The organism is Streptomyces sp. NPDC056144 (genome assembly GCF_042264145.1).
Lineage (GTDB): Bacteria > Actinomycetota > Actinomycetes > Streptomycetales > Streptomycetaceae > Streptomyces.
In genome coordinates this window covers 141892-164883 of record NZ_JBHJVF010000001.1, presented here as the reverse complement: position 1 = coordinate 164883, position 22992 = coordinate 141892, and the positions used below count along the sequence as shown (strand labels likewise).

Sequence of the window (22992 nt, the reverse complement as noted above, 5' to 3'; positions counted from 1 at the left end):
CCACGATGTGGGATTGCGTGTGAACAGAGTGTTTCCGACCTCGCCGGATGGCCCGGATCGACTCCCGTCATGTGGGAGCGTGGGAATCCGATCACCCACGGGGAGCGAACCCTATGACGACCGAGGCCGAGACCCTGCGACCGCCGGCGGGCGCCCAGGCGGTGCGCCGCGCACTGGACGTCCTGCACTGTTTCCACGACAACGGGCCCGACCTGAGCGCCTCCGAGCTGGCGCGCAGGCTCGCGCTCTCCACCTCCACGGCGCACCGGCTGGCCCGGACCCTGCTCGGCGCGGGCTTCCTGGAACAGGACGCCAGGACCGCGCGCTACCGGCTCGGTCCGGCCGTGACGGAGCTCGGCCGGCTCTCGTACCACCAGCGGGGACTGCACCTGGCCGCGCCCGAGCTCGCGGACCTGTCCGAACGGACGGGCGCGACGGTCGACTTGGCGTTGCGCAGCGGTCCGCACGTGGTGATCGTGGCGGGCGGCTCGGTGACCCCGAAGGTGGGCCTGCGCAGGCCGCTGCACTCGACGGCGCTCGGGAAGGTGCTGCTCGCCTGGCCCCGGGCGGGCGAGGGCGGTCCGCGCTCCCTGCCGCCGCTGTACGCGTTCACCGAGCGGACCATCATCGAACCTCCGGCCCTGGCAGCCGAGTTGGCGCGCGTACGGGAGGCGGGGTACGCCCTCAACGACGGCGAGTCGGCCCACGGGGTGCGGACCGTGGCCGTACCGGTCCTGGAGCGGACCGGGCACGCGCGGTTCGCGCTGGCGGTCCGCGCGACCCCGGAGCTGATCACCGACGCACGCCTCGACTGGTACCTCGCCCAGGCGCGGGCGTGTGCCCGGGCCCTGGAGGTGCTGCTCCTCGCGCCGACGGAGCGGCCCGACCACGGCAGGACGGCCGAGTAGCCGGGCGGGGGCGGTCCGCGCGCCGGAGCGCGCGCGGATGTCCGCACGGTCGTGCGTTCAGTACGATGGGGAGATGAGCGGCAGCACGGGAAGCGGCAGCGGGACCAAGACCGACGGACGCGTCGAGCGGGGCAACCAGACCCGCCGTCTCGTCCTCGGCCGGACCATGGACATCGCCTCGGTCGAAGGGCTCGAAGGCCTGTCCCTGGGCCGGATCGCCACCGAACTGGAGCTGAGCAAGAGCGGGGTCTTCGCCCTCTTCGGCTCCAAGGAGGAGCTCCAGCTCGCCACGATCCGGGCCGCCGCCGCCGTCTTCGCCGACCGTGTCGTCGCCCCCCTGAAGGACGTTCCGCCGGGTGCGCGCCGGGTGCGCGAGCTGTGCCGCAACTGGCTCGCGTACTCCTCGGAGCGGGTCTTCTCGGGCGGCTGCTTCTTCTACGCGGTCTCCGCCGAGTTCGACGCGCGGACCGGTCCGGTCCACGACGCCGTCGCGCGGGCCCACGTGGAGTGGAGCGTATACATGGAGGAGTCCCTGGCCGAGGCACGGGCCGCGGGCGACTTCACCGAGGACCTCGACGCCGGGCAGCTGGCCTTCGAGGTGATCTCCCTCATGGAGGCGGCGAACGGGCGGTCGGTGCTGCTCCGCGAGACCTCGGCGTACGGCCGCGCGGAGCGCGGGATCGAGGCGCGGCTGCGCGGGGCGGCGACGGAACAGGGCCGGGCGGCCCTGTCCGAGGCGGCCTGACCCCGAGCACTCCCCCCACTCCCAAGGCTTCTTCCTCTCACGCCCCGGCGTCCTCCGCACCCCGGGCGGTCCACCCGGTTCGGCCGCACTCGCTGTTCGAGTGATCGCACGGTGTCGCTCACGCGTACGGGACCGAGTGCGCCCCCATGGTGAGCGCGTCGGCCGGAGCCGTCGGCACTCCCGCCGCCGGTCCGGTCCGCCCGTGAGAGGAGCGCTCATGTCCGACCCGGACACCCCGCCCGGCTCCCGCCGGGGACCCTTCGCGCGAAGACGACTCACCACCCTGGTCACGGCCCTCGCCGCCGCCCTCGCCCTGCCCGCCCTGGCCCTGTCGGGCCCCTCCCCCGCGCACGCCGACAGCGCGGGCGGGGCCGACATCCGTCCGGGCGTGGCGGGCACCGCGCTGACCTGGGGCAGGAACAGCCTCGGCCAGCTCGGCGACGGCAACACCGCCGGATCCGCCTCGGTCCCCGGACGGGTCTGCGGCAACGCCACATGCACCGCACCCCTCGCGAAGGTCGTACAGGTCGCGGCCGGCGACAGCCACAGCATCGCCCTCCTGGAGGACGGGACGGTCCTCGGCTGGGGCAACAACTCCAGCGGCCAGATCGGCGACGGCACCCTCACGAACCGCACCACGCCCGTCCGGGTCTGTGCCGTCGGCGAGCCCGCGCCCTGCGCCGCCGTCCTCAAGGGAGTCGTCTCCGTCGCGGTCGGCGACCTCCACAGTCTCGCGCTGCTGAACGACGGGACGGTCGTCGCCTGGGGCTCCAACAGCCTCGGCCGTCTCGGCGACGGCGGCGTCAACCTTCAGGAACTGTCACCGGTCCGGGTGTGCGCCCCGTTCAGCGTCGCCCCCTGCACCAGCCATCTGACCAACGTCACCGCTCTCAGTGCGGGCTACCAGCACACGCTGGCGCTGCGCTCCGACGGGTCCGTCGTCTCCTGGGGCTACAACGGCAACGGGCAGCTCGGCGACGGGACGACCACACCCCGCAGCACGCCGGTGAACGTGAGCAACCTGTTCAACGCCGTCTCGGTGGCGGCCGGGGGGGTCCACAGCGTTGCGGCGGTGTCCAACGGCTCCGCGTACGGCTGGGGCGCCGGTTACGGGGTGGGCAACGGAACCACCGGGCAGAGCGAGCTACCGACACAGGTGTGCGCCGTCGGTCAGACCGCGCCGTGCGGTGCGTGGGTGACGGGCGTCAAGTCCGTGGCCGCCGGAGATTCCCACACCCTGGCTCTTCGCACCGACGGCACGGTCCTCGCCTGGGGCATCAACGCCTACGGGAGGCTCGGCGACGGCACCGTCATCCCGCGCACGGTCCCGGTACAAGTGTGCGCGGTGGGCGGATGCTCAGGCGTCCTGACCGGAGTGACCGCCGTCGCGGCGGGCATCAGCGGAGGCCACAGCGTCGCCCTGCGCTCCGACGGATCCGTCCGCGCCTGGGGCTTCAACCAGGACGGTGAACTCGGCGACGGCACCACGACGGACCGCCTCACACCCGTCCGGGTCTGCGCCCTCGGTCAGACCGCCCCCTGCGCCCGCTACCTCGAAGGCGTCACGTCGATCGGGGCGGGCGACAGCCACACCATCGCCGTGCACAGCCTCCAGGCCGACCTGTCGACGTCCATCGCGGCGAGCCCGGAGCCGGTGGCGAACGGCGGCACCCTCACCTACACCGTACGGGTCCACAACTACGGCCCGACGGCGGCCGAGAACGTGGTCCTCACCGACCACCTGCCCACCACCGTCCGCTACACCTCCGCCTCCCCGACCGTCGGCAGCTGCGACACCCCGCCGACCGGCACCACGGACACCGTGACCTGCCGGTTCGGGAGCCTTCCGAGAGGTGGAGCCGCCACCGTGACGATCGCGGTGAAGGTGCGGACGACCGAGCCCGTCACCCACTTCGTCTCGGCGACGAGCGAGACGCCCGACCCCCAGCCGGGCAACAACTCCGCCGCCATCACCACACCGGTGGGGTGACGTCCGCTAGGACGTGACGACCGTCGGCTCCGGCTCCCTCACGGAGCCGGCGGTCGCGAACTCCACCGCCTCGCGCACGATGTCGGGGTCCGCGAGGGCACGGCGATGACCGAGACCCCGCGTGACGACGAGCCGCGCCCGGTCGCCGTACACCTTCGCGAGGAACCGTCCCTGCGCGAGCGGCACCATGTCGTCGCCCTCGTCGTGGAACAGCAGGACGGGAGCGTCGAGTTGGGCCGGCTCCGCGTCCGCGCCGAGGCGGTCCCAGACGCCGGGCTCGTCGGGGGCGAGGACCCCCTCGACGTACTCCCTCATCCGCCGCACCACCAGGTCGCTCACCGGGAGTTGGGTCCGGAACCCCGCGAGCAGCATGTCGAAGGAGCCGACTCCGCCGAGGCCGACGAAACGGGAGGTCCGGACGCCGTCACGGAGGGCGAAGAGGGCGGCGAGGACGCCGAAGGAGTGGGCGACGACGGCCTCGAACCCACCGTCGCGCGCGTGCCGGGCGTGCAACTCCCGGATGATCTCCCGGTATTCGATGATGTTGCTCGCCTTGCCGCCCGACTCTCCGTGCCCGGGGGCGTCGAAGGCGACGGGGCTGTAGCCGCGCGCGAGCAGTGCCTCGACGAAGGCGGCGAGGCGCGAGGCGCGCGAGGACCAGCCGTGGACGAGGAGCACGGGCCGCCGCCCGTCGCCCCAGGCGTACGTGACCACGTCGGCGCCCCGCACACGGAGGTGTCCGGCCCGCGCGGCGGCGAAGACCTCGGCCTCGGCGGGCCTGAGCCGGGCCCGGCCGAGCGGGCGGACGAAGAGGTGGAAGGCCCAGCGGCCGGTGGCGCCGGGGGCGACGTGGGCGGCGGCGTTCAGGCCGGTTCGGATGAGTGGAGCCATCGGGTGCATGCCGGTTCTCCTCGGTCGTCCTGGGTACGGAAAAACACTAGCACGACCGTTCGTGTTGTTTCATGAGGACGGATGGAGCCAGGCGGTGAGGCCCGCCCCCACCGCCCCCTACTCCTCCTTCTTCGCCCTGCTCGGCTGCACCCTCTTCGGCTCGCCCGGCATCTTCGGGTACTCCGGCGGATACGGCAGGTCCCCGAGCCCGTGCTCGGACTCGTCCCGCCGCGCCAGTTCGAGCAGCGAGTCCAGCCGGAAGCGTTCGTCGTCCATGTCCGCGTGCACGTCGCCGAGTTCGGCGTACCTGACCGGCATGGTCCTGATGTCGAAGTCCTGGGGCACGGCCTCGTCGATCTCGTCCCACCGCAACGGCGCCGACACCGGCGCGTGCGCCCTGGGCCGTACGGAGTAGGCGGAGGCGATGGTCCGGTCCCGGGCCGTCTGGTTGTAGTCCACGAAGATCCGCTCGCCGCGCTCCTCCTTCCACCACTTCGTCGTCACGCGCTCCGGCATCCGCCGCTCCAGCTCCCGCCCGCAGGCGATGGCCGCCCGCCTGACCTGCGTGAACGTCCACTCGGGCACGATCGGCACGAAGACATGGAGCCCCCGGCCGCCGGAGGTCTTGGGCCAGCCGCGCAGCCCGTGCTCGTCGAGGACCGCGCGCAGTTCGTGGGCGGCGCGGACGGCGTCGGCGTAGTCGGTGCCGGGCTGCGGGTCGAGGTCGATGCGCAGCTCGTCGGGGTGGTCGGTGTCCTCCCGGCGTACGGGCCAGGGGTGGAAGGTGACGGCTCCGAGGTTGGCGGCCCAGATGACGGCGGCGGGCTCGGTCGGGCACATCTCGTCGGCGGTACGGCCGCTGGGGAAGGCGATGTGGGCGGTGGGGATCCAGTCGGGCAGGTACTTCGGGGCGCGCTTCTGGAAGAAGGACTCGCCGGTCACGCCGTCGGGGTAGCGCTCCAGGGTGGTGGGGCGGTCCCGCAGGGCGCGGGTGATGCCGTCGCCGACGGCCAGGTAGTACCGGACGAGGTCCATCTTAGTGTAGCCGGGCTCGGGGAAGTAGACCTTGTCGGGGTTCGAGACCTTCACGGTCCGGCCGCCGACTTCCAGTTCCACGGCTGCTGCCTTGCCTGCCATGGCGGTCAGCCTAGGGTTCGCCGACAACTCCCGCATACCGGACAATCAGCCCCATGGACCTGCCGGTGATGCCGCCCGTGAAGCCGATGCTCGCCAAGGCCGTGAAGAAGATCCCGCCGGGCATGCAGTACGAGGCGAAGTGGGACGGCTTCCGGGCGATCGTGCACCGGGACGGGGACGAGATCGTCATCGGCAGCCGCACGGGCAAGCCGCTCACCCGGTACTTCCCCGAGCTCGCGGAGGCGCTGCTCGCCCGGCTGCCGGAGCGGTGCGTGCTCGACGGCGAGATCGTCATCGCGCACGACGGCCGGCTCGACTTCGACCGGCTGACCGAGCGCATCCACCCGGCCGCCTCCCGGGTCCGCATGCTCGCGGAGACCACGCCGTCGCGGTTCGTCGCCTTCGACCTGCTCGCCCTCGGGGACCTGTCACTGCTCGACGCGCCGCTGAGCGCACGCCGGGCGGCCCTTGAGGAGCTGCTCGACGGCGTCGACGCGCCGGTCCACCTCGCGCCCGCGACCCGGGACGCCGAGCTCGCCGCCCGCTGGTTCGAGCAGTACGAGGGCGCGGGGCTCGACGGGGTGATCGCCAAGCCGCTCGACCTGCCGTACCGGCCGGACGCCCGGCTCATGTACAAGATCAAGCACGAGCGGACGGCCGACGTGGTCGTGGCCGGCTACCGCCTGCACAAGAGCGGGCCGGTCGTCGGATCGCTCCTTCTCGGCCTGTACGACGACGGGGGCGCCCTGCAGCACGTCGGCGTGTGCGCGGCCTTCACCGCCGCCCGGCGGGCCGAGCTCGTCGAGGAGCTCGCGCCGCTGCGGATGGACCCGCCGGACGGGCATCCGTGGGCGGCGTGGGCGGACGAGTCGGCGCACGAGGGGGCCCGGCTGCCGGGCGCGCCGAGCCGCTGGTCGGGGAAGAAGGACCTGTCGTGGGTGGCGCTCCGGCCCGAGCGGGTCTGCGAGGTGGGGTACGACCACATGGAGGGCGACCGTTTCCGGCACACGGCCCAGTTCAAGCGCTGGCGCCCGGACCGGACGCCGGAGAGCTGCACGTACGAGCAGCTCGAAGAGGTCGTGAGCTACGACCTGAACGACGTGCTTGATAGCGTGCTGTGATGAGCAGCGCAGCGGAAAAGGGACCGTTCTTCCACGGCACGACGGCCGACCTTCGGGTCGGCGACGAGCTCACCGCCGGTTTCCCCTCCCGGTACCGGCCGGAGATCGTCATGAACCACGTCTACTTCACGGCATTGCGGGACGGCGCCGGACTGGCGGCGGAACTCGTACGGATCCTCGGGGACGGCCAGGGGGAGCCCCGTGTCTACCTGGTCGAGCCGACGGGCGAGTTCGAGGACGACCCCAACGTGACCGACAAGAAGCTCCCCGGCAACCCCACCCGCTCCTACCGCACCCGGGAACCGCTCAGGATCGTGGGCGAGGTCACCGACTGGACGCGGCTCACTCCCGAAGCGCGCCAGGAATGGCGTGAGCGGCTGTCCACGCTCCTCCGGAACGAGGACGCCGAGATCATCAACTGAGCCGACGCGCAGCACAGGTTCGCCCTGTCCGGAAGTCGCCGCACCGGGAAGTGAGATGCCACACATTCGGCGAACTCCCCTCCCCTCAAAGGAAGATCACCTTCGGGCCGGGGCGGACCCGTGGGGCGTCCGCCCGCCCCTCGTACCTGCGGGAACGTCCCACAGGGCGCCGGACGCCCGCCCCGGGCGGCGTGCCGTCGGGGTCCGCCGGCCCCGGAGCCGTACCGGAACCGACCCCGCCATCCGGTACGTATGGAAGGGAGAGGGCTCCCGAGCCCTTCCCCCACCCTTCCGCACCGACTAGGACTGACCCGTGATCGCCTCGCCTTCCCCCCTCGTCCCCGTCCCGATCCCCGACAGCGTGGCCGCGCTCATCGGCTCCTGTCTGCCGCTCCACGTCCTCCAGGCCGAGGTGGACGCGGACTGGGCGGCGCGCGAGGTGTACCGGTTCCGGGGGCCGCTGTGCGCGGAGGACCGGGCGGACCGCGAGCACGCGCTCGCCGCCCTGGCGCGGGCCAACAAGATCCTCGCCAAGCACCACCCCCAGCTGCCCGTCAGGCCCTGACCCCGGATGCCACCGGCGCAGGGGTAGGTACACCTGTTCGGCCGTCCCCCGCATGCGTGAGCGCGGGCGCGGTGTGACGCTGCGAACGTGACCACGACCAGCGACGCAGCGCCCGCGCCCATGGCCGCCAACGAGCCTCCCGTCCTCGACGGCCGCCGCCGCAACATCGTCTTCGGGACGATCATGCTGGGTGTCCTTCTGGCCGCCCTCGACCAGACGATCGTGGGCACCGCCCTGCCCACGATCGTGTCCGACCTGGGCGGCGCCGCCCACATGTCGTGGGTGGTCACCGCCTATCTGCTCGCCGAGACGGTCTCGACCGCCCTCGTCGGCAAGTTCGGCGACCTCTTCGGCCGCAAGCTGATCTTCCAGATCTCCGCCATCGTCTTCATCACGGGCTCGTTCCTCTGCGGGCTCGCGACGAACATGACGCTGCTGATCGTCTGGCGCGGCGTCCAGGGCATCGGCGCCGGCGGCCTCATGGTGACGTCGATGGCGCTCATCGCCGACGTGATCCCGCTGCGCGAGCGGGGCAAGTACCAGGGCGCGATCGGCGCCGTGTTCGGCGTCTCGACGGTCATCGGCCCGCTGCTCGGCGGCCTGTTCACCGACCACCTCAGCTGGCGCTGGGCGTTCTACGTGAACGTCCCCATCGCGATCCTCGTCGTCTTCGCCGCCGCCCGCACGATCCCCTCCGTGCGCTCCACGAGCCGCCCGGTCATCGACTACCTCGGCATCGCGTTCGTCGCGGCCGGGGCCAGCGCCCTGATCCTGGCGACCAGTTGGGGCGGCAACGAGTACGCGTGGAGCTCCCCCGTCATCATCGGGCTCTTCGTCGGCGGATTCATCTCCCTGGGCCTCTTCTGCTGGGTGGAGACCCGGGCGGCCGAACCCATGCTGCCCATGCGGCTGTTCTCCAACCCGGTCTTCACCGTCTGTTCCGTCCTGAGCTTCGTCGTCGGCTTCGCGATGCTCGGCGCGATGACCTTCCTGCCGACGTACCTCCAGTACGTCGACGGGGACTCGGCGACGATGTCCGGCTTCCGGACCCTGCCCATGGTCATCGGTCTGCTCATCGCCTCGATCTACAGCGGCAACGTCGTCAGCAAGACCGGCAAGTACCGGATCTTCCCCATCATCGGCTCGCTCGTCATGGGCATCGGGCTCTACCTGCTCTCGCTGATGGGCCCGGACACCAGCACCTGGCTGGAGTCGCTCTACATGTTCGTCCTCGGCATCGGCATCGGCCTGTGCATGCAGGTCCTGACCATCGCCGTGCAGAACACCGTCGACTACGCCGACCTCGGCACCGCCACCTCGGGCGTCACCTTCTTCCGTACGCTCGGCAGCGCCTTCGGCACGGCCGTCTTCGGCACCATCTACGCCAACTCCCTCAAGCCCAACCTCACGGCGGGCGTCGGCGAGGCGGCGGCCGTCGCGAGCAGCCTCGGCATCGACCCGAAGGGGATCGCGCAGGCCGCGCAGAGCCCGGCCGGCCTCCACGCCCTGCCCGAACGGGTCGCCGAGCCCATCGTCAACGCCTACGCGGAGACCCTCCAGACCGTTTTCCTCTGGACGGTGCCCGTCGCCGCCGTCGGCTTCGTCGTGGCCCTCTTCCTCAAGCAGGTCGCCCTCCGCGACACGGCCCGCGCCGGGGCCGGCGACATGGGCGAGGGCTTCGCCTCCCCCACCTCCTCCGGCGACTCGGCGAAGCTCCTCGAACTGGCCGTCGGCCGCCTCATGCGCCGCGTCGACCTCGACACCGCCCGGGGCATCCTGGCCGAGACCGACACCCGGCTCGACACGGCCGGGGCCTGGGCGGTCATGCAGGTCGAGCTCTACACACGCACGGTCGGACACGCGAGCCTCGGGCTCATCGCGGCCGGACGGCGGGTGCCGCCGGAGGTGCTGCTCCCGGTCTTCGAGCGGATGATCGACGAGGGCTTCCTCGCCCGGGACGGCAACATGCTCTCCCACACGGCGGCGGGCCGCCGCGAGGCCGGGATCATCACCCAGGCCTGGGGCGACTGGCTCGCCGACCGGATCGAGCAGGAGCGCGGGCGGCCCAGCGGCCCCGAGCTGCGGGTGGCGGCGGACGCCATCGCGAAGCGGATCGTCGCCGAGGACCTCGCGAGCGGGATGCCGCGGGCGGCGGCCGGCGAGAAGGTGGGCGCGGGCCGGTGAGACCCCGCTCGGCTACTCGGTGAAGTCGCCGTCGACGTACACCCAGGCGCCCTCGTGGCGGGCGAACCGGCTCCGCTCGCGCAGGGCGCCCGGTTCGCCGTCGTGGACGTAGCTCGCGGTGAAGGTGACGGTGCCGTGCTGGTGGAAGGCGGTGCCGTCGGTCGTCCCCTGGATCTCCAGACCGGTCCAGCGCATCGCCGGATCGAAGTCGACGTCCTTCGGACGGGTCTCCGGCGCCCAGGTGCGCAGCAGGTAGGCCTCGTCGCGGACGACGAAGGCGCTGTAGCGGGAGCGCATCAGCAGCTCGGCCGTCGGAGCCGTACCCGCTGCGCCGGTACCCCCCGTACCCGCCGTACCGCTGTGGAAGCGGCCGCAGCAGGCGCCGTAGGCGGCGGTCAGGCCGCAGGGGCAGGGCGATTCCGCGGTGACGGCCGGGGCGGCGGTCCTCGCGGGGGACGTACGGGGGCGGGTCTTGCGTCGCGACATGCGGTCATTGTCCCCCAGGTCGGGCCCCTGCCCGGAGCCGTCCCCCGAGTAGCGTACGGGCATGAAACTGACGATTCTCGGAGGCGGCGGATTCCGGGTGCCGCTGGTGTACGGCGCCCTGCTCGGCGACCACGCCGAGGGGCGGGTCACCCACGTCACCCTGTACGACCTCGACGAGGGCCGCCTCTCGGCCGTCGCGCGGGTCCTCCTGGAGCAGGGCGCGGGTGTGCCGGACGCGCCCGAGGTGACGGCGACCACGGATCTCGACGAGGCACTCCGCGGCGCCGACTTCGTGTTCTCCGCGATCCGCGTCGGCGGCCTGGAGGGCCGGGCGGCCGACGAGCGGATCGCGCTCGCCGAGGGGGTCCTCGGCCAGGAGACGGTCGGCGCGGGCGGGATCGCGTACGGCCTGCGGACCGTTCCGGTCGCGGAGCGGATCGCGCGCCGGGTCGCCGAACTCGCCCCGGACGCCTGGGTCATCAACTTCACCAACCCCGCCGGGCTCGTCACCGAGGCCATGTCCCGGATCCTCGGGAACCGGGTCATCGGCATCTGCGACTCCCCCGTGGGCCTCGGCCGCCGCGTCGCCCGCCTGCTCGGCGCGCACCCCGACGAGGCGTGGATCGACTACGTCGGCCTCAACCACCTCGGCTGGCTGCGGGGGTTGAGGATCGGCGGCCGGGACGAGCTGCCGCGGCTGCTCGCCGACGAGGAGGCGCTCGGCTCCTTCGAGGAGGGCCGGCTCTTCGGACCGGAGTGGCTGCGCTCGCTCGGCGCGATCCCCAACGAGTACCTGCACTACTACTACTTCAACCGCGAGGCCGTGCACGCCTACCGGACCGCCGAGCGCACACGCGGGGCGTACCTGCGCGACCAACAGGCCGGTTTCTACGAGCGGATGGCGAAGCCCGACACCCCCGCGCTCGCGACCTGGCACGAGACGCTCGCCGACCGGGAGGCCACGTACATGGCCGCCAACCGGGAGGCGGCGGGGGTCGGCGACCGCGACGAGGAGGACCTGGAGTCGGGCGGTTACGAGAAGGTGGCGCTCGCCCTGATGCGGGCCGTCGCCCGTGACGAACGGGCCACCCTCATCCTCAACGTCCGCAACGGCGGGACGCTCTCCGCGCTCGACGCGGACGCGGTGATCGAGGTGCCCTGCCTGGTGGACGCGAACGGCGCCCACCCGGTGTCGGTGGCCCCGCTCCCCGGTCACGCCGTGGGCCTCGTGACCTCGGTGAAGGCGGTGGAGCGCGAGGTCCTCGCGGCGGTGGAGAGCGGCTCGCGGGCGACGGCGGTCAAGGCCTTCGCGCTGCATCCGCTCGTCGACTCGGTGGCGGTGGCCCGCCGTCTGGTGGAGAACTACACGGCGGAGCACCCGGGCCTGGCGTACCTGCGCCGCTGAACCGTCCCCGAGGTGTACGTCCGACGAACATCTTTACGGGGCGGGGGGCGCGGCCTAGGCTCGCGCCCCATGACCTCACAGCGCCGTAAGGGAACACGGAGAGGGCTGGCCCGACTCGTCACGGGCTGTCTTCTGGCCGCCGGGCTCGTCGGAGCGGGACCGGCGGCCGCCGGGACCCCGACCCCCGACGGCTCCTCCGGCGGCCCCGTCGTCGTCCCGGTCCAGACGACCGGCCCCGCGGAACGGCGGTTCAACCTGGTCTTCATGGGCGACGGCTACACGGCGGCCGAGATGCCGGCCTTCCGGGCCGACCTGGAACGGCACCTGAACACGCTGTGGAGCATCGAACCGTTCGCCTCGTACCGCAGTTACGTCAACGTGTGGGCGGTGGAGGCCCCCTCGGCCGATTCCGGCGTGGACTGCGACCCCGACCTCGGCTCCCCGGAACGCGACACCGTGCTCGACATGGGCTTCTGGGGCGGCTGCAACCCGGGGAGCGTCCGGCGGCTGCTCACCGTCGACAGCGCGAAGGCCGGCGCCCTCGCCGACCTCGTCCCCGGCACGAGCCGCGCGAACCGGCAGATCGTCGCGCTCGCCCACAGCTCCACCTACGGCGGCGCGGGCGGGAGTTACGCGACGGCCTCCGGCGGCAACGCGCTCTCCGCGCTCATCACCCCGCACGAGATAGGCCATTCGCTCGGCAACCTCCAGGACGAGTACGACTACTACGCGCGCGGCGTCCCGGGCGGCGCGTACGCCGGGGAGGAGCCGGACTCGGTCCACCACACGCTCCTGACGGAGCGGGAGATGCGGGACCGGCGGGCGAAGTGGTGGCGGTGGCTCGGCGAGGAGAGCGAGGCCGGCGGGGTCATCGGCCGGTACGAGGGCGGGCTCTACAGCACGGCGGGCGTCTGGCGCCCGAGCCGCCACTCGCAGATGAAGACCCTCGGCTACGCCTTCGACCAGGTGGAGCGCGAGGTGATGACGCAGGCGATCTCCGCGAAGGTCGACCTGGTCCAGGCGCACACGCCGAACTCCTCCCCGATCGGCCGCGACCGGACGGTCTGGGTGGACACCCTGCACCCGCTCGGCGGCCCGCTCGACGTGACCTGGCGGCTGGACGGTACGACCCTGCCGACGCGCGGCGCGCGCACGGTCGACCTGCGAAGGCTGGACGTCTCCCCCGGGCCGCACACGCTGACGGCGACCGTCACCGACCCGACGCCCTTCGTCCGCGACCCGGCGATCCGCGCCTCGCCCGCCCTGACCCGTACGGTCGCGTGGAAGGTGAACCCCGCGCTCACCACCCGCGCGGAGGAGCCGGTCGCGCCGGCGTTCACCGGGTCCACCTCCACCGCCTCCCCGGTGGGCGGCCGAAGCGTCGTCCACGCGGACACGACCCACCCGGCGGGAGGCACCCCGGCCGTGCGGTGGACCCTCGACGGCGCTCCCGTCCGGCAGCCCGACCTCAACGACCGCGACCTGGACCTCGGTTCGCTCCGGCTCACTCCCCGGGCGCACACCCTGACGGCGCGGATCGCGGGGACGCGGGAGGAGTTGAGCTGGAGCGTCGACGCCCGCCCGGCCCCGTCCTCGTACGAACTCTCCACGCCGCTGCGGACGGTGAGCGTCCCCGGGCAGCCCGTGGAGTACGTCTACGACGGCCCGTTCACCCTGCGGCTGACGGCGAAGGACGACCGGCAGGGCGCCGTGGTCAACCAGTTCCGGGTGGACGGCGACGGCTGGTACAGCTACTACGGCTGGCCGACGGACGCCGGGGCGCCCTTCCGGTTCACGCCGGGCGGGACGGTGATCGACGACCTCGTGTACGGGAAGCTGGGCCGGAACCGGGCGGTGCCGTGGGACGACGCCACGCCGGAGTACGGCACGCACACCGTCGAGTACCGCACGATCGACCCGGCGGGCAACGTGGGCCCGGCGCGGAGCTTCAAGGTGACGCTCCTGAAGCCGTAGAGCGGGAGGGGCCCGCCGGCTCTGCGCCGGCGGGCCCCTCCCGTTCCGCTCTGATCAGATCTTGCGGGCCACGGCGGCCCACCCCGGGATCGGGTCGTCGCCCTGGACCGCCACCGGCTCCCCGAGCTCGGGCCGCCACTCGGCGGTGAGCGAGATGCCGGGCTCGACGAGCTCCAGGCCGTCGAAGAAGGCGGCCAGCTCGTCGCGGGAACGGGGCCGGAGGGTCAGACCACGGGCCTTGTACATGCCGACGGCCTTGGCCGCGCCCTCCGGGTCGAAGTCGCCGGTGACCTGGGAGAGGACGAGGAAGCTGCCCGGGGCGAGCTTGTCGACGAGCTTGGCGACGATGTCGTGGGCACCGTCCTCGTCGCCGAGGAAGTGGAGCAGGGCCAGCATCGACAGGGCGATGGGCTGGTCGAAATCAAGGACCTTTCCGGCCCTTTCGAGAATGCTCTCGGGGTCGCGGGCGTCCGCCTGGATGTACTCGGTGGCCCCCTCGGGGGTCGAGCGCAGCAGGGCGGCCGCGTGGGCGAGCACGATGGGGTCGTTGTCGCAGTAGACGATCCGGGACTCCGGCGCGGCCCCCTGCGCGATCTGGTGCAGGTTGGGCTCGGTCGGGATCCCGGTGCCGACGTCGAGGTACTGGCGTACGCCCTGGGCGCTGAGCCAGCGGATGGCGCGGTGCATGAAGGCGCGGTTGACCCGGGCCATGTCCCGGCCGCGGGCGTCGACGGTGAGGAGCTGGCGGGCCATCTCCTCGTCGACGGGGTAGTTGTCCTTGCCGCCCAGGAACCAGTCGTACATGCGCGCCGGGTGCGGCTTGCTGGTGTCGATGCGTAGCTCGCCGCGCGGGGCTGCGGGGTCCTGGGTCATCGGCTCTCCTGATCGGGACGAACGGGTGGCGCTACAACAAGAGTTACGCGACGGTAGGGCTGGGGCGGAAGGGTCAGGTGAGGAGAAAGTCAGCCTGACCTGATTTGGCCCCCTGGATGAACGCTTCGATCTCCCCGTGGGTGTAGATGAGCGCGGGTCCTTCAGGGTCTGCGGACTGTCGCACGGCGACCCTGCCGTCGGCCAGCTTCATGGCCTCCACGCAGTTGCCCCCGTTCCCGCCGCTCCAGGGCTTGTGCCAGCCTTCGGCACCGAGCTCGGCGGCGGGCATGCCGTTGTATATGCGATCCATTCACAGCTCCTTGCGGAGATCCCGGAGGATCTCCTTCGTGCGTTGTGCAGTCGCGGCCTGAGCCGCCATGCGGTCCATGACCTCCAGGTGGGACGCCACCTCGGGGCGCGCGTCGAGATAGACGGCGCCGGTCAGGTACTCGCTGTAGACCATGTCCGGGAGTTCGGGCATGGCGAAGCGGAAGAGGACGAACGGTCCGTAGGTGCCGGGATGGTGGCCGGACGCGAACTCCGCGAGCTGCAGGGTGACGTTCGGCGACTCGGACGCCTCGAGCAGCCGGTCGAGCTGGTCGCGCATCACCTGAGGTCCGTCGCCGACGGGGCGACGGAGGACCGTCTCGTCCATGATGACCCAGAACTTCGGGGCGTCTTCCCTGGTCAGCAGGGACTGGCGCTCCATCCGCAGGGCCACGTGACGTTCGATGTCGTCGGCGCTGCTGCCGCCGACCGCCCCGCTGCGCAGGATGGCGCGGGCGTAGTCCTCGGTCTGGAAGAGACCGGGGACGAACTGGGGCTCGTAGGACCGGATGAGGCTGGCGGCCCCTTCCAGGCTGACGTACATGGAGAACCAGCCGGGCAGCACGTCGTGGAACCGCTGCCACCAGCCGGGGAGGTTGGCCTCCTCGGCGAGGGCGACGAAGGCCTCCGCCTCGCCGTCGGTGATCCCGTACTCCTTCAACAGGAGCTGTACGTACGGGATCTTCAGCGCGACCTCGGCGGTCTCCATGCGGCGGACGGTGGCCGGGGCGACGCGGAGGACCTTGGCGGCCTCCTCGCGCTTCAGGCCGGCGCGTTCGCGCAGGTCCTGGAGACGACGGCCGAGGACGACCTGTCCCACCGTGGGGGCGGACCGCGGCTCGCTCACTCTCAGACCTCCCCGACGCGCTGTTGCGACGAGTGTGCCACGAAGCCGGGCCAGAGAGAACAGCGCACTCTGCAATTTCCAGAGTGCCCCTTGCCAAGTGTCCGCGGCAGGAGGACAGTGTTCCGGTGAACCAGTACACGCAGCCTCCGCGCGCCACCGCGCCTCCGGAGGCCGCGCCGTACGGCAGTCCTGCCCACTGTTGTGAGGAACCGGTCGTGGCTTCTGGTAACGCGCAGCCCTCAGGTCTCATGAGCCCTCGGGTCATGACCCAGCGACCCCGGCTGCGGGCGGGTTCCCCCGCCGGCTCCCCCTCCGGTCCTCACGGCCACGCCGTGCGCCGTTTCGCCTACGAGCTCCCCGCCCAGACCGCCTCGGTCTCCCGCGCCCGCCGCCTCGCCGAGGACCGGCTGATCCTCTGGGGCTGCGGCCCCGAGATACGCGACACGGTGGCGCTCGTCGTCTCCGAGCTCGTCACCAACGCCGTCGTGCACACCGCGAGCGGCCGGGTCGTCTGCGAACTCCGCGAGGACGAGGACACCCTGCGCATATCCGTACGGGACGAGGGCGGCCCGGCTGGCCCGCGCATGCGGAACTGCGGAGAGGAGGAGCGCGGCCGCGGACTCCTCATCGTCGACGCCCTGTGCACGGCGTGGGGCGCCGACCGCACCGGGCACGGCACCGCGCAGGTCGTCTGGGCCGAGCTGGCCCACGGCATGGGGGAACCGTGCTGAGGCTGACCACCCTGCTGACCCCCCGGTCGGCCCGCAGGCCGTACGAACCCTCCCCGATCCCCCGCCAGCGAGCCGCGACCGACCACCGCCCCTCCCGACCCGTCGAGGCGACCCGCCTCCCGGTCCCCGTGGGCCTCCGCACCGGCCTCGGCTTCGACGCCGTCGGCGTCCCGGCCCGCTTCGGCTTCAAGATCCTCTCCCGGCTCCCCGTCAACGGCTGCGTCTACGCCGACTCCGACTGGTGGTGGTGGCTGGTCCCCGCCGGCTCCGACCAGGACCTCGCCTGGCCGCTGCCCGCCTGTTACGCCCCCGGCGCCGAGGTCCCCGACCGCGGCCCCCGCCTGGTCCACGAGCCCGACGGCACCTCCCCGTACACCCCGCCGATCCCCCTCTACCTCCTGGTCTGCCAGCTCACCGGAATCGCCCCGGCCTGGTCGGCCACGTCCCCGGTGCGTTCCGCCACCTGAGGACGGCCGTCCCGGCATACCCTCGGACCATGTTCACCCCGCAGGGACCCAGCCTCCGCGAACTGACCGTCCAGGCCCTCTCCTCGGTGGAGCACGGCTACGACCTGCTCGCCGACTCCTTCGACGAGACCCCCTTCCGCACCTCGGACCGGCTCCTCACCGCCGTGGCCGACACCCTGGAGGAGCTCGGCCCCTTCGACTCGGGCCTCGACGTCTGCTGCGGCACCGGCGCGGGCCTGGGCGTCCTCCGCTCGGTGTGCGCGGGCCCCGTCGTCGGCGTCGACTTCAGTACGGGCATGCTGGCCCGGGCCCGCACGGCGCACCCGGAGGCCGCCCTCGTCCGCGCGGACGCCCTGGCCCTCCCCTTCGCCCCCGCCTTCGACCTGGCGGTCAGCTTCGGCGCCTTCGGCCACTTCGAACCGGACGACCAGCGCACCCTCTTCACCGGGATCCACGGCGCCCTCCGCCCCGGCGGCACCTTCGCCTTCCCCCTGCCCGCCCCGCCCCGCGTCGGCTCCCGCCTCTACTGGACGCTCTGGGGCTTCGACGCCGCCATGCGCGTCCGCAACGCGGTCTGGCGCCCCCGCTTCGTCATGTACTACCGGACCTTCCGCCTCGCGGACGTCCGCACCCGCCTCGCCGACGCCGGCTTCGAGGTCACCCTGACCCCCGTCGAGCCCCTCGGCCGCCGCGAGGACGGCAGCCCCCGCTGCCGTCTGGTCCTGGCCCGGAAACCCGAAACCTCCTGAGCGAGGGGGCCGCGACTCGTGCGTGCCGAGGCTCGCCCGCACCTACTCCACGTCGATGATCACATCGTTCTGATTGCGGGAGTCCTTAGCCTGAAAACAGACCAGGCGTCGAGAGGAGTCCGCGGCGGACTTCGGCGGGACCAAGGCGAAGAGCATCACCAGCTTGGTGATGTCGGCGGTTCCGTCCGGCTTGATGGCCGCACGGACGTCGTCGTCGGTGGCTCCCTCGACGACCGGGTAGAGAAGGGCTACGCCGGTGCGCGGTCCGGCCGCCGGGTCGGGGCTTCCGGCCGCTGCGTCCTGAACCAGCTGCCGGACCGCAGCCAGATGCTCCACACCGGCGACGGCGCTGAAGGAAGCCTTGCCCCGCTGGCGGCTTCGGCGGGCCAGGCTGAAAGTACCCGGAGCACCAGGCAGCGCCGCGTCAGCGCGGTTCCGGTCAGTGTGGAGAGGCGACAGCAGGAGCCAGTCGTCGACCGTGGCGAGAGTACCGTCGAGCTGGGCGAGATAGCGCAGGTGCGGGGCGAACTTTCCGGGGTCCTCCCATTCGAGGGAGGAGAGGACGCCGAGAAGCTCGGCATGGCTGACGGTTGCGATACGGGCGGAGAAACCACTCTCAGTGAAGCCGGCACGCTGGTCTGGTGCTGAGAAGCGGGTCGGCTGATCGTCAAAGCGGCGGAGCACCGGCGTCCAGCGCTCGGTGTTGCGCTGGAGTGCAGCGCGGTCCAGCGGGTGTGCCGCAGGCTGGATCGGACGGCCCGGGGAACGGATCTCCATGAGTTCGGCGTTGAATCGCTTGTTGCGGGCGGTGGGCGGAACCCAGTCCAAATGCTGCATGACCAGGGGCGGCACCTGGCCGGGCAATACCTGGGGACGGCCGTCGACCAGCTGGGCGTACAGCTCAAGCTGCTGCCGGAAGGCCTCTTCGTCCCGGCAGACAGCTTCGAACGCCTCGTAAAGGTCTCTGTCCTTCCGGTCGGAGCTGTGTTCATCTCCCCGGGAGATGAACAGCCGGACCAGGTCCTGATATCCAGGACGGAAGCCGAACCAGCGGCCCATCTGCATCAGGGTGTCTGCCTGAAGGGTGGTGCGGCGGAAATAGGTAGTTGTCAGTCCTTCGACGGTGAAACCCCGGGACAGCTTGGTGCCGCCTACCAAGATCTTCCACACGTGCGGGGTGCGATCGAAGTCCAGGTCGAGCTGGGCGAAATACCGGTCAGAGTCGCCATTGACGACGATGACGGGACCGCCTCCCCGGGCTATTCGCTGCCGGGCCTGATAGACGTACGGCTTGAGTTCCTCGTAGGAACCGGGATTGGGAAGGCCGGTGGCGCGGACAGCACTGACTGGAGCGATGTCATCAGCCCACCGTGCAGAGAGCCGCTCATGGCCAACTACAGAACTGTACCCGGCGCGGTGCCACATCCCGGTGATGCGTTCAGCAAGCTCAGCGTGGTCATCCTTGCGGACCGACTCGTGGACCAGCATGGTGTGGTGCCGGAACGGCTTTTCCGGCACACCGTGGTCCGCGCGGTAGAGCTTGACGGCACCGGCAAGGAGGAAAGTATCAATGGCCCTCTGCAGCTGCTCGTCGGCGTCTTCCTCGTGGACGTCCCGGATGTGGGCCTTCTGCTGTGAGTCGGCAACGGTCCTTTCCTGGACCGGGATCACTGAGTCAAGGTCGTGGAAGTCCTCAACGCCCATGTAACCGGCCGGGCGGGGCAGCGGAATGATGAAGTCGCTGGGAAAGATGTCGGCACTGTCCCCCGGGTCGACAAAGACGTTGGCGAAGGGCGTGGCGGTGTAGCCGACGTACTGAGCGCGGGGAAGCAGCTTCAGGAGCTGGGAAATCCTGCTGTTGATGGCGGTCCTCTGAGTCTTCCCCTCCGTCCACTTGCTCGGGTTCGATGTGTTGACCGAGGCCTGGTCGGACTCATCGTCGATGATCAGGGCGGGCAGTTCGCCGAGAACGCTGTGGACCTGCTTGAGATCCTTGATCAGCTTGTCCAGGACGGATTTGTTCTTCTTGACAACCATGACGCGGGCGGCCGCGCGGTGGAGGTTGGAAGGGTCGTAGAGAGGTTTGCGCCGGTCGTGCTTCTCGATCTCAAGCATGCCGATGCCGCGGGAGAGGCCGGTGTAGTCATTGCCCCGGCCAGTGAGTCGTTCGATGTCGAAGCCACCAACGTCGCGAGGACGGCCACCGTGGCTGACGAAGTCGTCCCACTCCGCGTCATCGCCGACGTAATCGATCCCAACAAGACTGTCCGGGTCTGCGGGGTCGACGCCGCGCAGGATGTTCTCCTGGCCGATGAGCTCCATGTCCAGACGACGCTGAGTCTGAGAACGAAGCAGGTTGAGGGTGCCTCCGAGAACGATGACGAGGCGGTACCCGGCATCGACGGCCCTGGCGATGACCCCGGTGAAGTTGGCCGTCTTGCCGGACTGGACATAGCCGACGACGAGCCCCTTGGATTGCTGGGGATCGCCCTGCTCGGGGTCAGTAAGGCGCTCCACGACCTTGCGGCTGGCTTCATCGAGGCTGGCAACCGCGGTGCTGGACCAGCCCTTGCTGCGCAGCTTCTGCTCGTAGGTACGCCAGTAGAAAGACCGGGCCGCGGCTCGCTCCTGGGTGTACCAGGGAGAGAAGTCGGACCTGCCGATCACGACGACCGGGGCAGTCGCTCTGACGGGAACAGCTTCGTCCAGCGCCTTGCGGGCTACGCCGCCGAGGCCTAGACGGTCGTACACCTCGGTACGACGCTCAGGGGTGCAAGGTGCGGCTCCATCGGACCAGCGCGGGGAACCGGCGAAGTCCCAGGCACTGAGAGTACGCGACCACAGGGAAGTCAGAGGGCCGGAATCGGCGGAGTCGGCACCCAGAACAGCGGCAAAGGTCTCCTCGCTGAGATCAGCGTCGGGGTACTCCTCGTCGGCGGCGAGCGCTGCCCACTTCTCGAAACGCCGGGGCAAGGCTGCCATTCCGGCCAGGGCGGACGTGTGGATGTCGAGAAGCGCGGCGGCGTAGGTCACAGGTGCTCCGGGGATCATCGGCAGGCCGCCCCCAGGCGGCCCGTCGCGCGTAATGGCAGAAGACGGGAGTAGGCGGTCCGGCTACTGGTCGTACCGCTGCCGTCGGTCCCGCTGGGCATGGACGGAGCTCAGCAGGATCGCGTTCCAGTAGTCGATGCGATCCTGGCGCTTGCGCTCCCAGCGGCCGAGACCGAAGCAGTCCTGAAGAAGAAGGTAGAGGAGCGTCTTGGTGACCGGCGCATCGTTCGATCCACCACGTCGGCCGTCGTTGAAGTCCTCCCGGTACTCCTTGTTGAGCAGAACAGTGTTCTCCTCCCGGTCCAGGTCGAAGAACTTCCCCTCGGGCAAATCGCTCCACTCCATCCGGATGGGTTCCTCACCCCCCTTGGCCAGGAGTTCCTGGCCCACGGTCCGCTTGATCTTGGGGTCGAAGCCCTTTCCTGGCGGAATAACCGCAGGGCGCTCGATCACCGCCCGGGAGGCAGCGGTGCGGTAGGCCTCCTCCGCGTCAGTGAGAAAGGCTCTGAAGGTGCTCCCGGCCCCGTCCGAAGCTTCCGTGACTCCCGTGGTGAAGGCGCTCGTGACCTGGACGCCTTCCTTCTTCACATCGAGGCTGAAGACCTGACCCGAGCCATCGGGCAAGTCGACCGCGACCCGGGCGAGAGACAGCTTGTTGTCGGGGGTCCGGACGCCATTCCAGCCGCCGGCCTGGACGAGGCGGTCGTGGCGGTAGAAATAGAAGCCCTGGCGCTCGTTGACCGCGCCCACGTTGAAGCCCGGGGCCTTCGACTTGGCAGGCCAGATGTGGGCTTCGAGGAGCACAGGCCCCGCGCCCTCGACCCGGGCCGCGAACTTCCGCGGGTAGCCTGCCCTGCCAGGCACCTTGTAGCCGAAGGGGTCGAGGGGCTCCACCGAGCTGTGGTCGACTTCGTCTCCGGTCTCCACATCCCAGACCGCGATGTCGATGTAGACGTTGCGGCTGAGGAAGCGGTGCAGGTAGAGGCCGAGGTGAACCTCCAGCTGGGAGATGGCGTCGGAGAGATACGCGTCCGCCTGGCCGGGGGCCACGGTCTCGAACTCACGCACCCGGTCCCAGCGGACGATCGTCCCCTGCCACTCAATGATGCCGTCGTAGACGTCCACCTGGCTCCGGGCGAACTCGGCTGCGACGGTGTCGCAGCGGAAGCCGTCCTCGATGCCCTCGGCAGTGAGCTTGCGGCCGACCGGCGTGCTCTTCCTGGTCCGGCTGATGACCGTCAGCGCCCCGGCGTTGGACAGGGAGGCCGCCTTGAGCCCCGTGCCGTACATGCCGAGAGCGCTGTCGCCGTAGGCGCGGCGGCGCCCCACGGTCATGGCCTGCTCCAGCCCTTCAGCGTCCATCCCGTGACCGTTGTCGATGACCAGGAGGGAAAGGATCCGGTCAGCGTTGCGGAGAAAGTGCACCACGATCTTGTCGGCGCCCGCGTCGATCGAGTTGTCGATGAGGTCAGCGACCGCGTTCTTGAACCCGTATCCCTGGTTGGCCAGAGCCTTCCCGTACCCGGCGTCGGGGGGAAGACGGGTGCTGCCGTCTACGGGCACCTCGGCGGTCCAGTTCGACGCAAGCGACGACGAGTGGGTCATGCGGGGCGTTTCCCTCCTGCTACAGGACGGGTCCTGTGTGGGGGAAAGTGCGGCCCGTCGGTTCTCTGTTCATGGTGTTCCTGGCTGAGGCCCTGGTGGGCCGGTGGCGGCCGGTTCTTCAGTGCGCGGACTGATCACTCGCCTCCACGAGCTTATCGGCCCTCAGCTGTGGGGTGGGCCGTGCGAAGCAAGGTGACTGAGGGCCGGTTCCTGCGACTCTACCGGTCGCTTGATCTGCGGGAACACGGTTCTCGTGGTACCTGCGCAGGCGACACCGGACAACTGTCTTATTCCGATTGCCCGGTGAACGGGAGGTACTGGCAGTACGTCGCCGGCCTGTCATACTCTGCGGCCCAGTGCGTGCACTCGCCACTTTGCCGGCACCTGTTACTGCCCCACCAGTCGGGTGCCCGTCCTGCCGGCAATCGCCCGCCTGACGGGCTTCGGGAACCTCATCACGGTGGGTGTGCGTCACCCCCCACACACACGATCAGTCACAGGCGGAACATCAGGC

The 22992-nt window shown here is 70.9% G+C and carries 20 protein-coding genes; 12 read left to right on the top strand and 8 right to left on the bottom strand.

From position 1 onward, the window contains the following. Positions 1-113 precede the first annotated feature (113 nt). From ACFC0Z_RS00690 to ACFC0Z_RS00680, 3 genes are all read left to right on the top strand, one after another. A complete protein-coding gene (locus ACFC0Z_RS00690) occupies positions 114-908 on the top strand; it encodes an IclR family transcriptional regulator (RefSeq protein ID WP_376431255.1) in 795 nt (264 codons plus the stop codon). Positions 909-981: 73 nt separating this feature from the next. Then, positions 982-1653, top strand: coding sequence for a TetR/AcrR family transcriptional regulator (locus ACFC0Z_RS00685; protein ID WP_376431253.1), 672 nt, complete (start codon positions 982-984; stop codon positions 1651-1653). Positions 1654-1870: 217 nt separating this feature from the next. Continuing rightward, positions 1871-3643: a hypothetical protein gene (locus ACFC0Z_RS00680; protein WP_376431251.1), complete on the top strand. Its 1773-nt coding sequence runs from the start codon at positions 1871-1873 to the stop codon at positions 3641-3643. Between the two features lie 6 nt (positions 3644-3649). On the opposite strand, the gene ACFC0Z_RS00675 is transcribed toward ACFC0Z_RS00680, so the two are convergent. Both ACFC0Z_RS00675 and ligD read right to left on the bottom strand, forming a co-directional pair. Then, on the bottom strand, positions 3650-4543 hold the full coding sequence (locus ACFC0Z_RS00675) for an alpha/beta hydrolase (RefSeq protein WP_376431249.1): 894 nt from the start codon (positions 4541-4543) through the stop codon (positions 3650-3652). A 108-nt stretch (positions 4544-4651) separates the two neighbouring features. Continuing rightward, positions 4652-5671: a non-homologous end-joining DNA ligase gene (gene ligD, locus ACFC0Z_RS00670; RefSeq protein WP_376431247.1), complete on the bottom strand. Its 1020-nt coding sequence runs from the start codon at positions 5669-5671 to the stop codon at positions 4652-4654. Positions 5672-5724: 53 nt separating this feature from the next. Here ligD and ACFC0Z_RS00665 point away from each other — a divergent pair, with 53 nt between their 5' ends. The 4 genes from ACFC0Z_RS00665 to ACFC0Z_RS00650 all read left to right on the top strand — a co-directional run bounded on the left by ACFC0Z_RS00665 (position 5725) and on the right by ACFC0Z_RS00650 (position 9963). Then, entirely contained in the window at positions 5725-6792 is a 1068-nt protein-coding gene (locus ACFC0Z_RS00665; RefSeq protein ID WP_376431245.1) for an ATP-dependent DNA ligase, read from the top strand. Beyond that, positions 6792-7214 (top strand): NAD(+)--rifampin ADP-ribosyltransferase, encoded by a 423-nt coding sequence (gene arr / locus ACFC0Z_RS00660; RefSeq protein WP_376431243.1) that lies wholly within the window; start codon positions 6792-6794, stop codon positions 7212-7214. The genes ACFC0Z_RS00665 and arr overlap by 1 nt, the downstream gene beginning before the upstream one ends. A gap of 313 nt (positions 7215-7527) precedes the next feature. Then, positions 7528-7779 carry a hypothetical protein gene (locus ACFC0Z_RS00655; RefSeq protein ID WP_360806249.1) on the top strand — a complete coding sequence of 84 codons (252 nt, stop codon included), beginning with the start codon at positions 7528-7530 and terminating at the stop codon, positions 7777-7779. 120 nt (positions 7780-7899) lie between these two features. Then, complete coding sequence (locus tag ACFC0Z_RS00650) at positions 7900-9963, top strand: MDR family MFS transporter (protein WP_376433400.1); 2064 nt, start codon at positions 7900-7902, stop codon at positions 9961-9963. A gap of 12 nt (positions 9964-9975) precedes the next feature. Here ACFC0Z_RS00650 and ACFC0Z_RS00645 read toward each other — a convergent pair whose 3' ends face one another. Then, on the bottom strand, positions 9976-10449 hold the full coding sequence (locus tag ACFC0Z_RS00645; RefSeq protein ID WP_376431241.1) for a YchJ family protein: 474 nt from the start codon (positions 10447-10449) through the stop codon (positions 9976-9978). 61 nt (positions 10450-10510) lie between these two features. Between ACFC0Z_RS00645 and ACFC0Z_RS00640 the strand changes: the two genes are divergently transcribed. Next, complete coding sequence (locus ACFC0Z_RS00640) at positions 10511-11854, top strand: 6-phospho-beta-glucosidase (RefSeq protein ID WP_376431239.1); 1344 nt, start codon at positions 10511-10513, stop codon at positions 11852-11854. A 69-nt stretch (positions 11855-11923) separates the two neighbouring features. Continuing rightward, entirely contained in the window at positions 11924-13828 is a 1905-nt protein-coding gene (locus ACFC0Z_RS00635) for a M64 family metallopeptidase (RefSeq protein WP_376431237.1), read from the top strand. A gap of 54 nt (positions 13829-13882) precedes the next feature. Here the strand turns inward: ACFC0Z_RS00635 and ACFC0Z_RS00630 are convergent, their stop codons facing one another. From ACFC0Z_RS00630 to ACFC0Z_RS00620, 3 genes are all read right to left on the bottom strand, one after another. Beyond that, a complete protein-coding gene (locus tag ACFC0Z_RS00630) occupies positions 13883-14701 on the bottom strand; it encodes an SAM-dependent methyltransferase (protein ID WP_376431235.1) in 819 nt (272 codons plus the stop codon). A gap of 73 nt (positions 14702-14774) precedes the next feature. After that, the gene (locus ACFC0Z_RS00625; protein ID WP_351660223.1) at positions 14775-15011 is read right to left on the bottom strand and encodes a DUF397 domain-containing protein; all 237 of its coding nucleotides are present in this window, start codon (positions 15009-15011) and stop codon (positions 14775-14777) included. Then, positions 15012-15875: a helix-turn-helix domain-containing protein gene (locus ACFC0Z_RS00620; RefSeq protein ID WP_376431233.1), complete on the bottom strand. Its 864-nt coding sequence runs from the start codon at positions 15873-15875 to the stop codon at positions 15012-15014. A gap of 263 nt (positions 15876-16138) precedes the next feature. Between ACFC0Z_RS00620 and ACFC0Z_RS00615 the strand changes: the two genes are divergently transcribed. Genes ACFC0Z_RS00615 through ACFC0Z_RS00605 form a run of 3 tightly spaced genes read left to right on the top strand, consistent with a single transcriptional unit; the run spans position 16139 to position 17822 of the window. After that, complete coding sequence (locus ACFC0Z_RS00615; RefSeq protein ID WP_376431231.1) at positions 16139-16606, top strand: ATP-binding protein; 468 nt, start codon at positions 16139-16141, stop codon at positions 16604-16606. A gap of 56 nt (positions 16607-16662) precedes the next feature. After that, positions 16663-17073 (top strand): hypothetical protein, encoded by a 411-nt coding sequence (locus ACFC0Z_RS00610; protein WP_376433398.1) that lies wholly within the window; start codon positions 16663-16665, stop codon positions 17071-17073. 29 nt (positions 17074-17102) lie between these two features. After that, positions 17103-17822 carry a class I SAM-dependent methyltransferase gene (locus tag ACFC0Z_RS00605; protein ID WP_376431229.1) on the top strand — a complete coding sequence of 240 codons (720 nt, stop codon included), beginning with the start codon at positions 17103-17105 and terminating at the stop codon, positions 17820-17822. 42 nt (positions 17823-17864) lie between these two features. On the opposite strand, the gene ACFC0Z_RS00600 is transcribed toward ACFC0Z_RS00605, so the two are convergent. Then, a complete protein-coding gene (locus tag ACFC0Z_RS00600; RefSeq protein WP_376433396.1) occupies positions 17865-20804 on the bottom strand; it encodes a Z1 domain-containing protein in 2940 nt (979 codons plus the stop codon). A 132-nt stretch (positions 20805-20936) separates the two neighbouring features. After that, complete coding sequence (locus tag ACFC0Z_RS00595) at positions 20937-22478, bottom strand: ATP-binding protein (RefSeq protein ID WP_376431227.1); 1542 nt, start codon at positions 22476-22478, stop codon at positions 20937-20939. Positions 22479-22992: the final 514 nt, after the last annotated feature.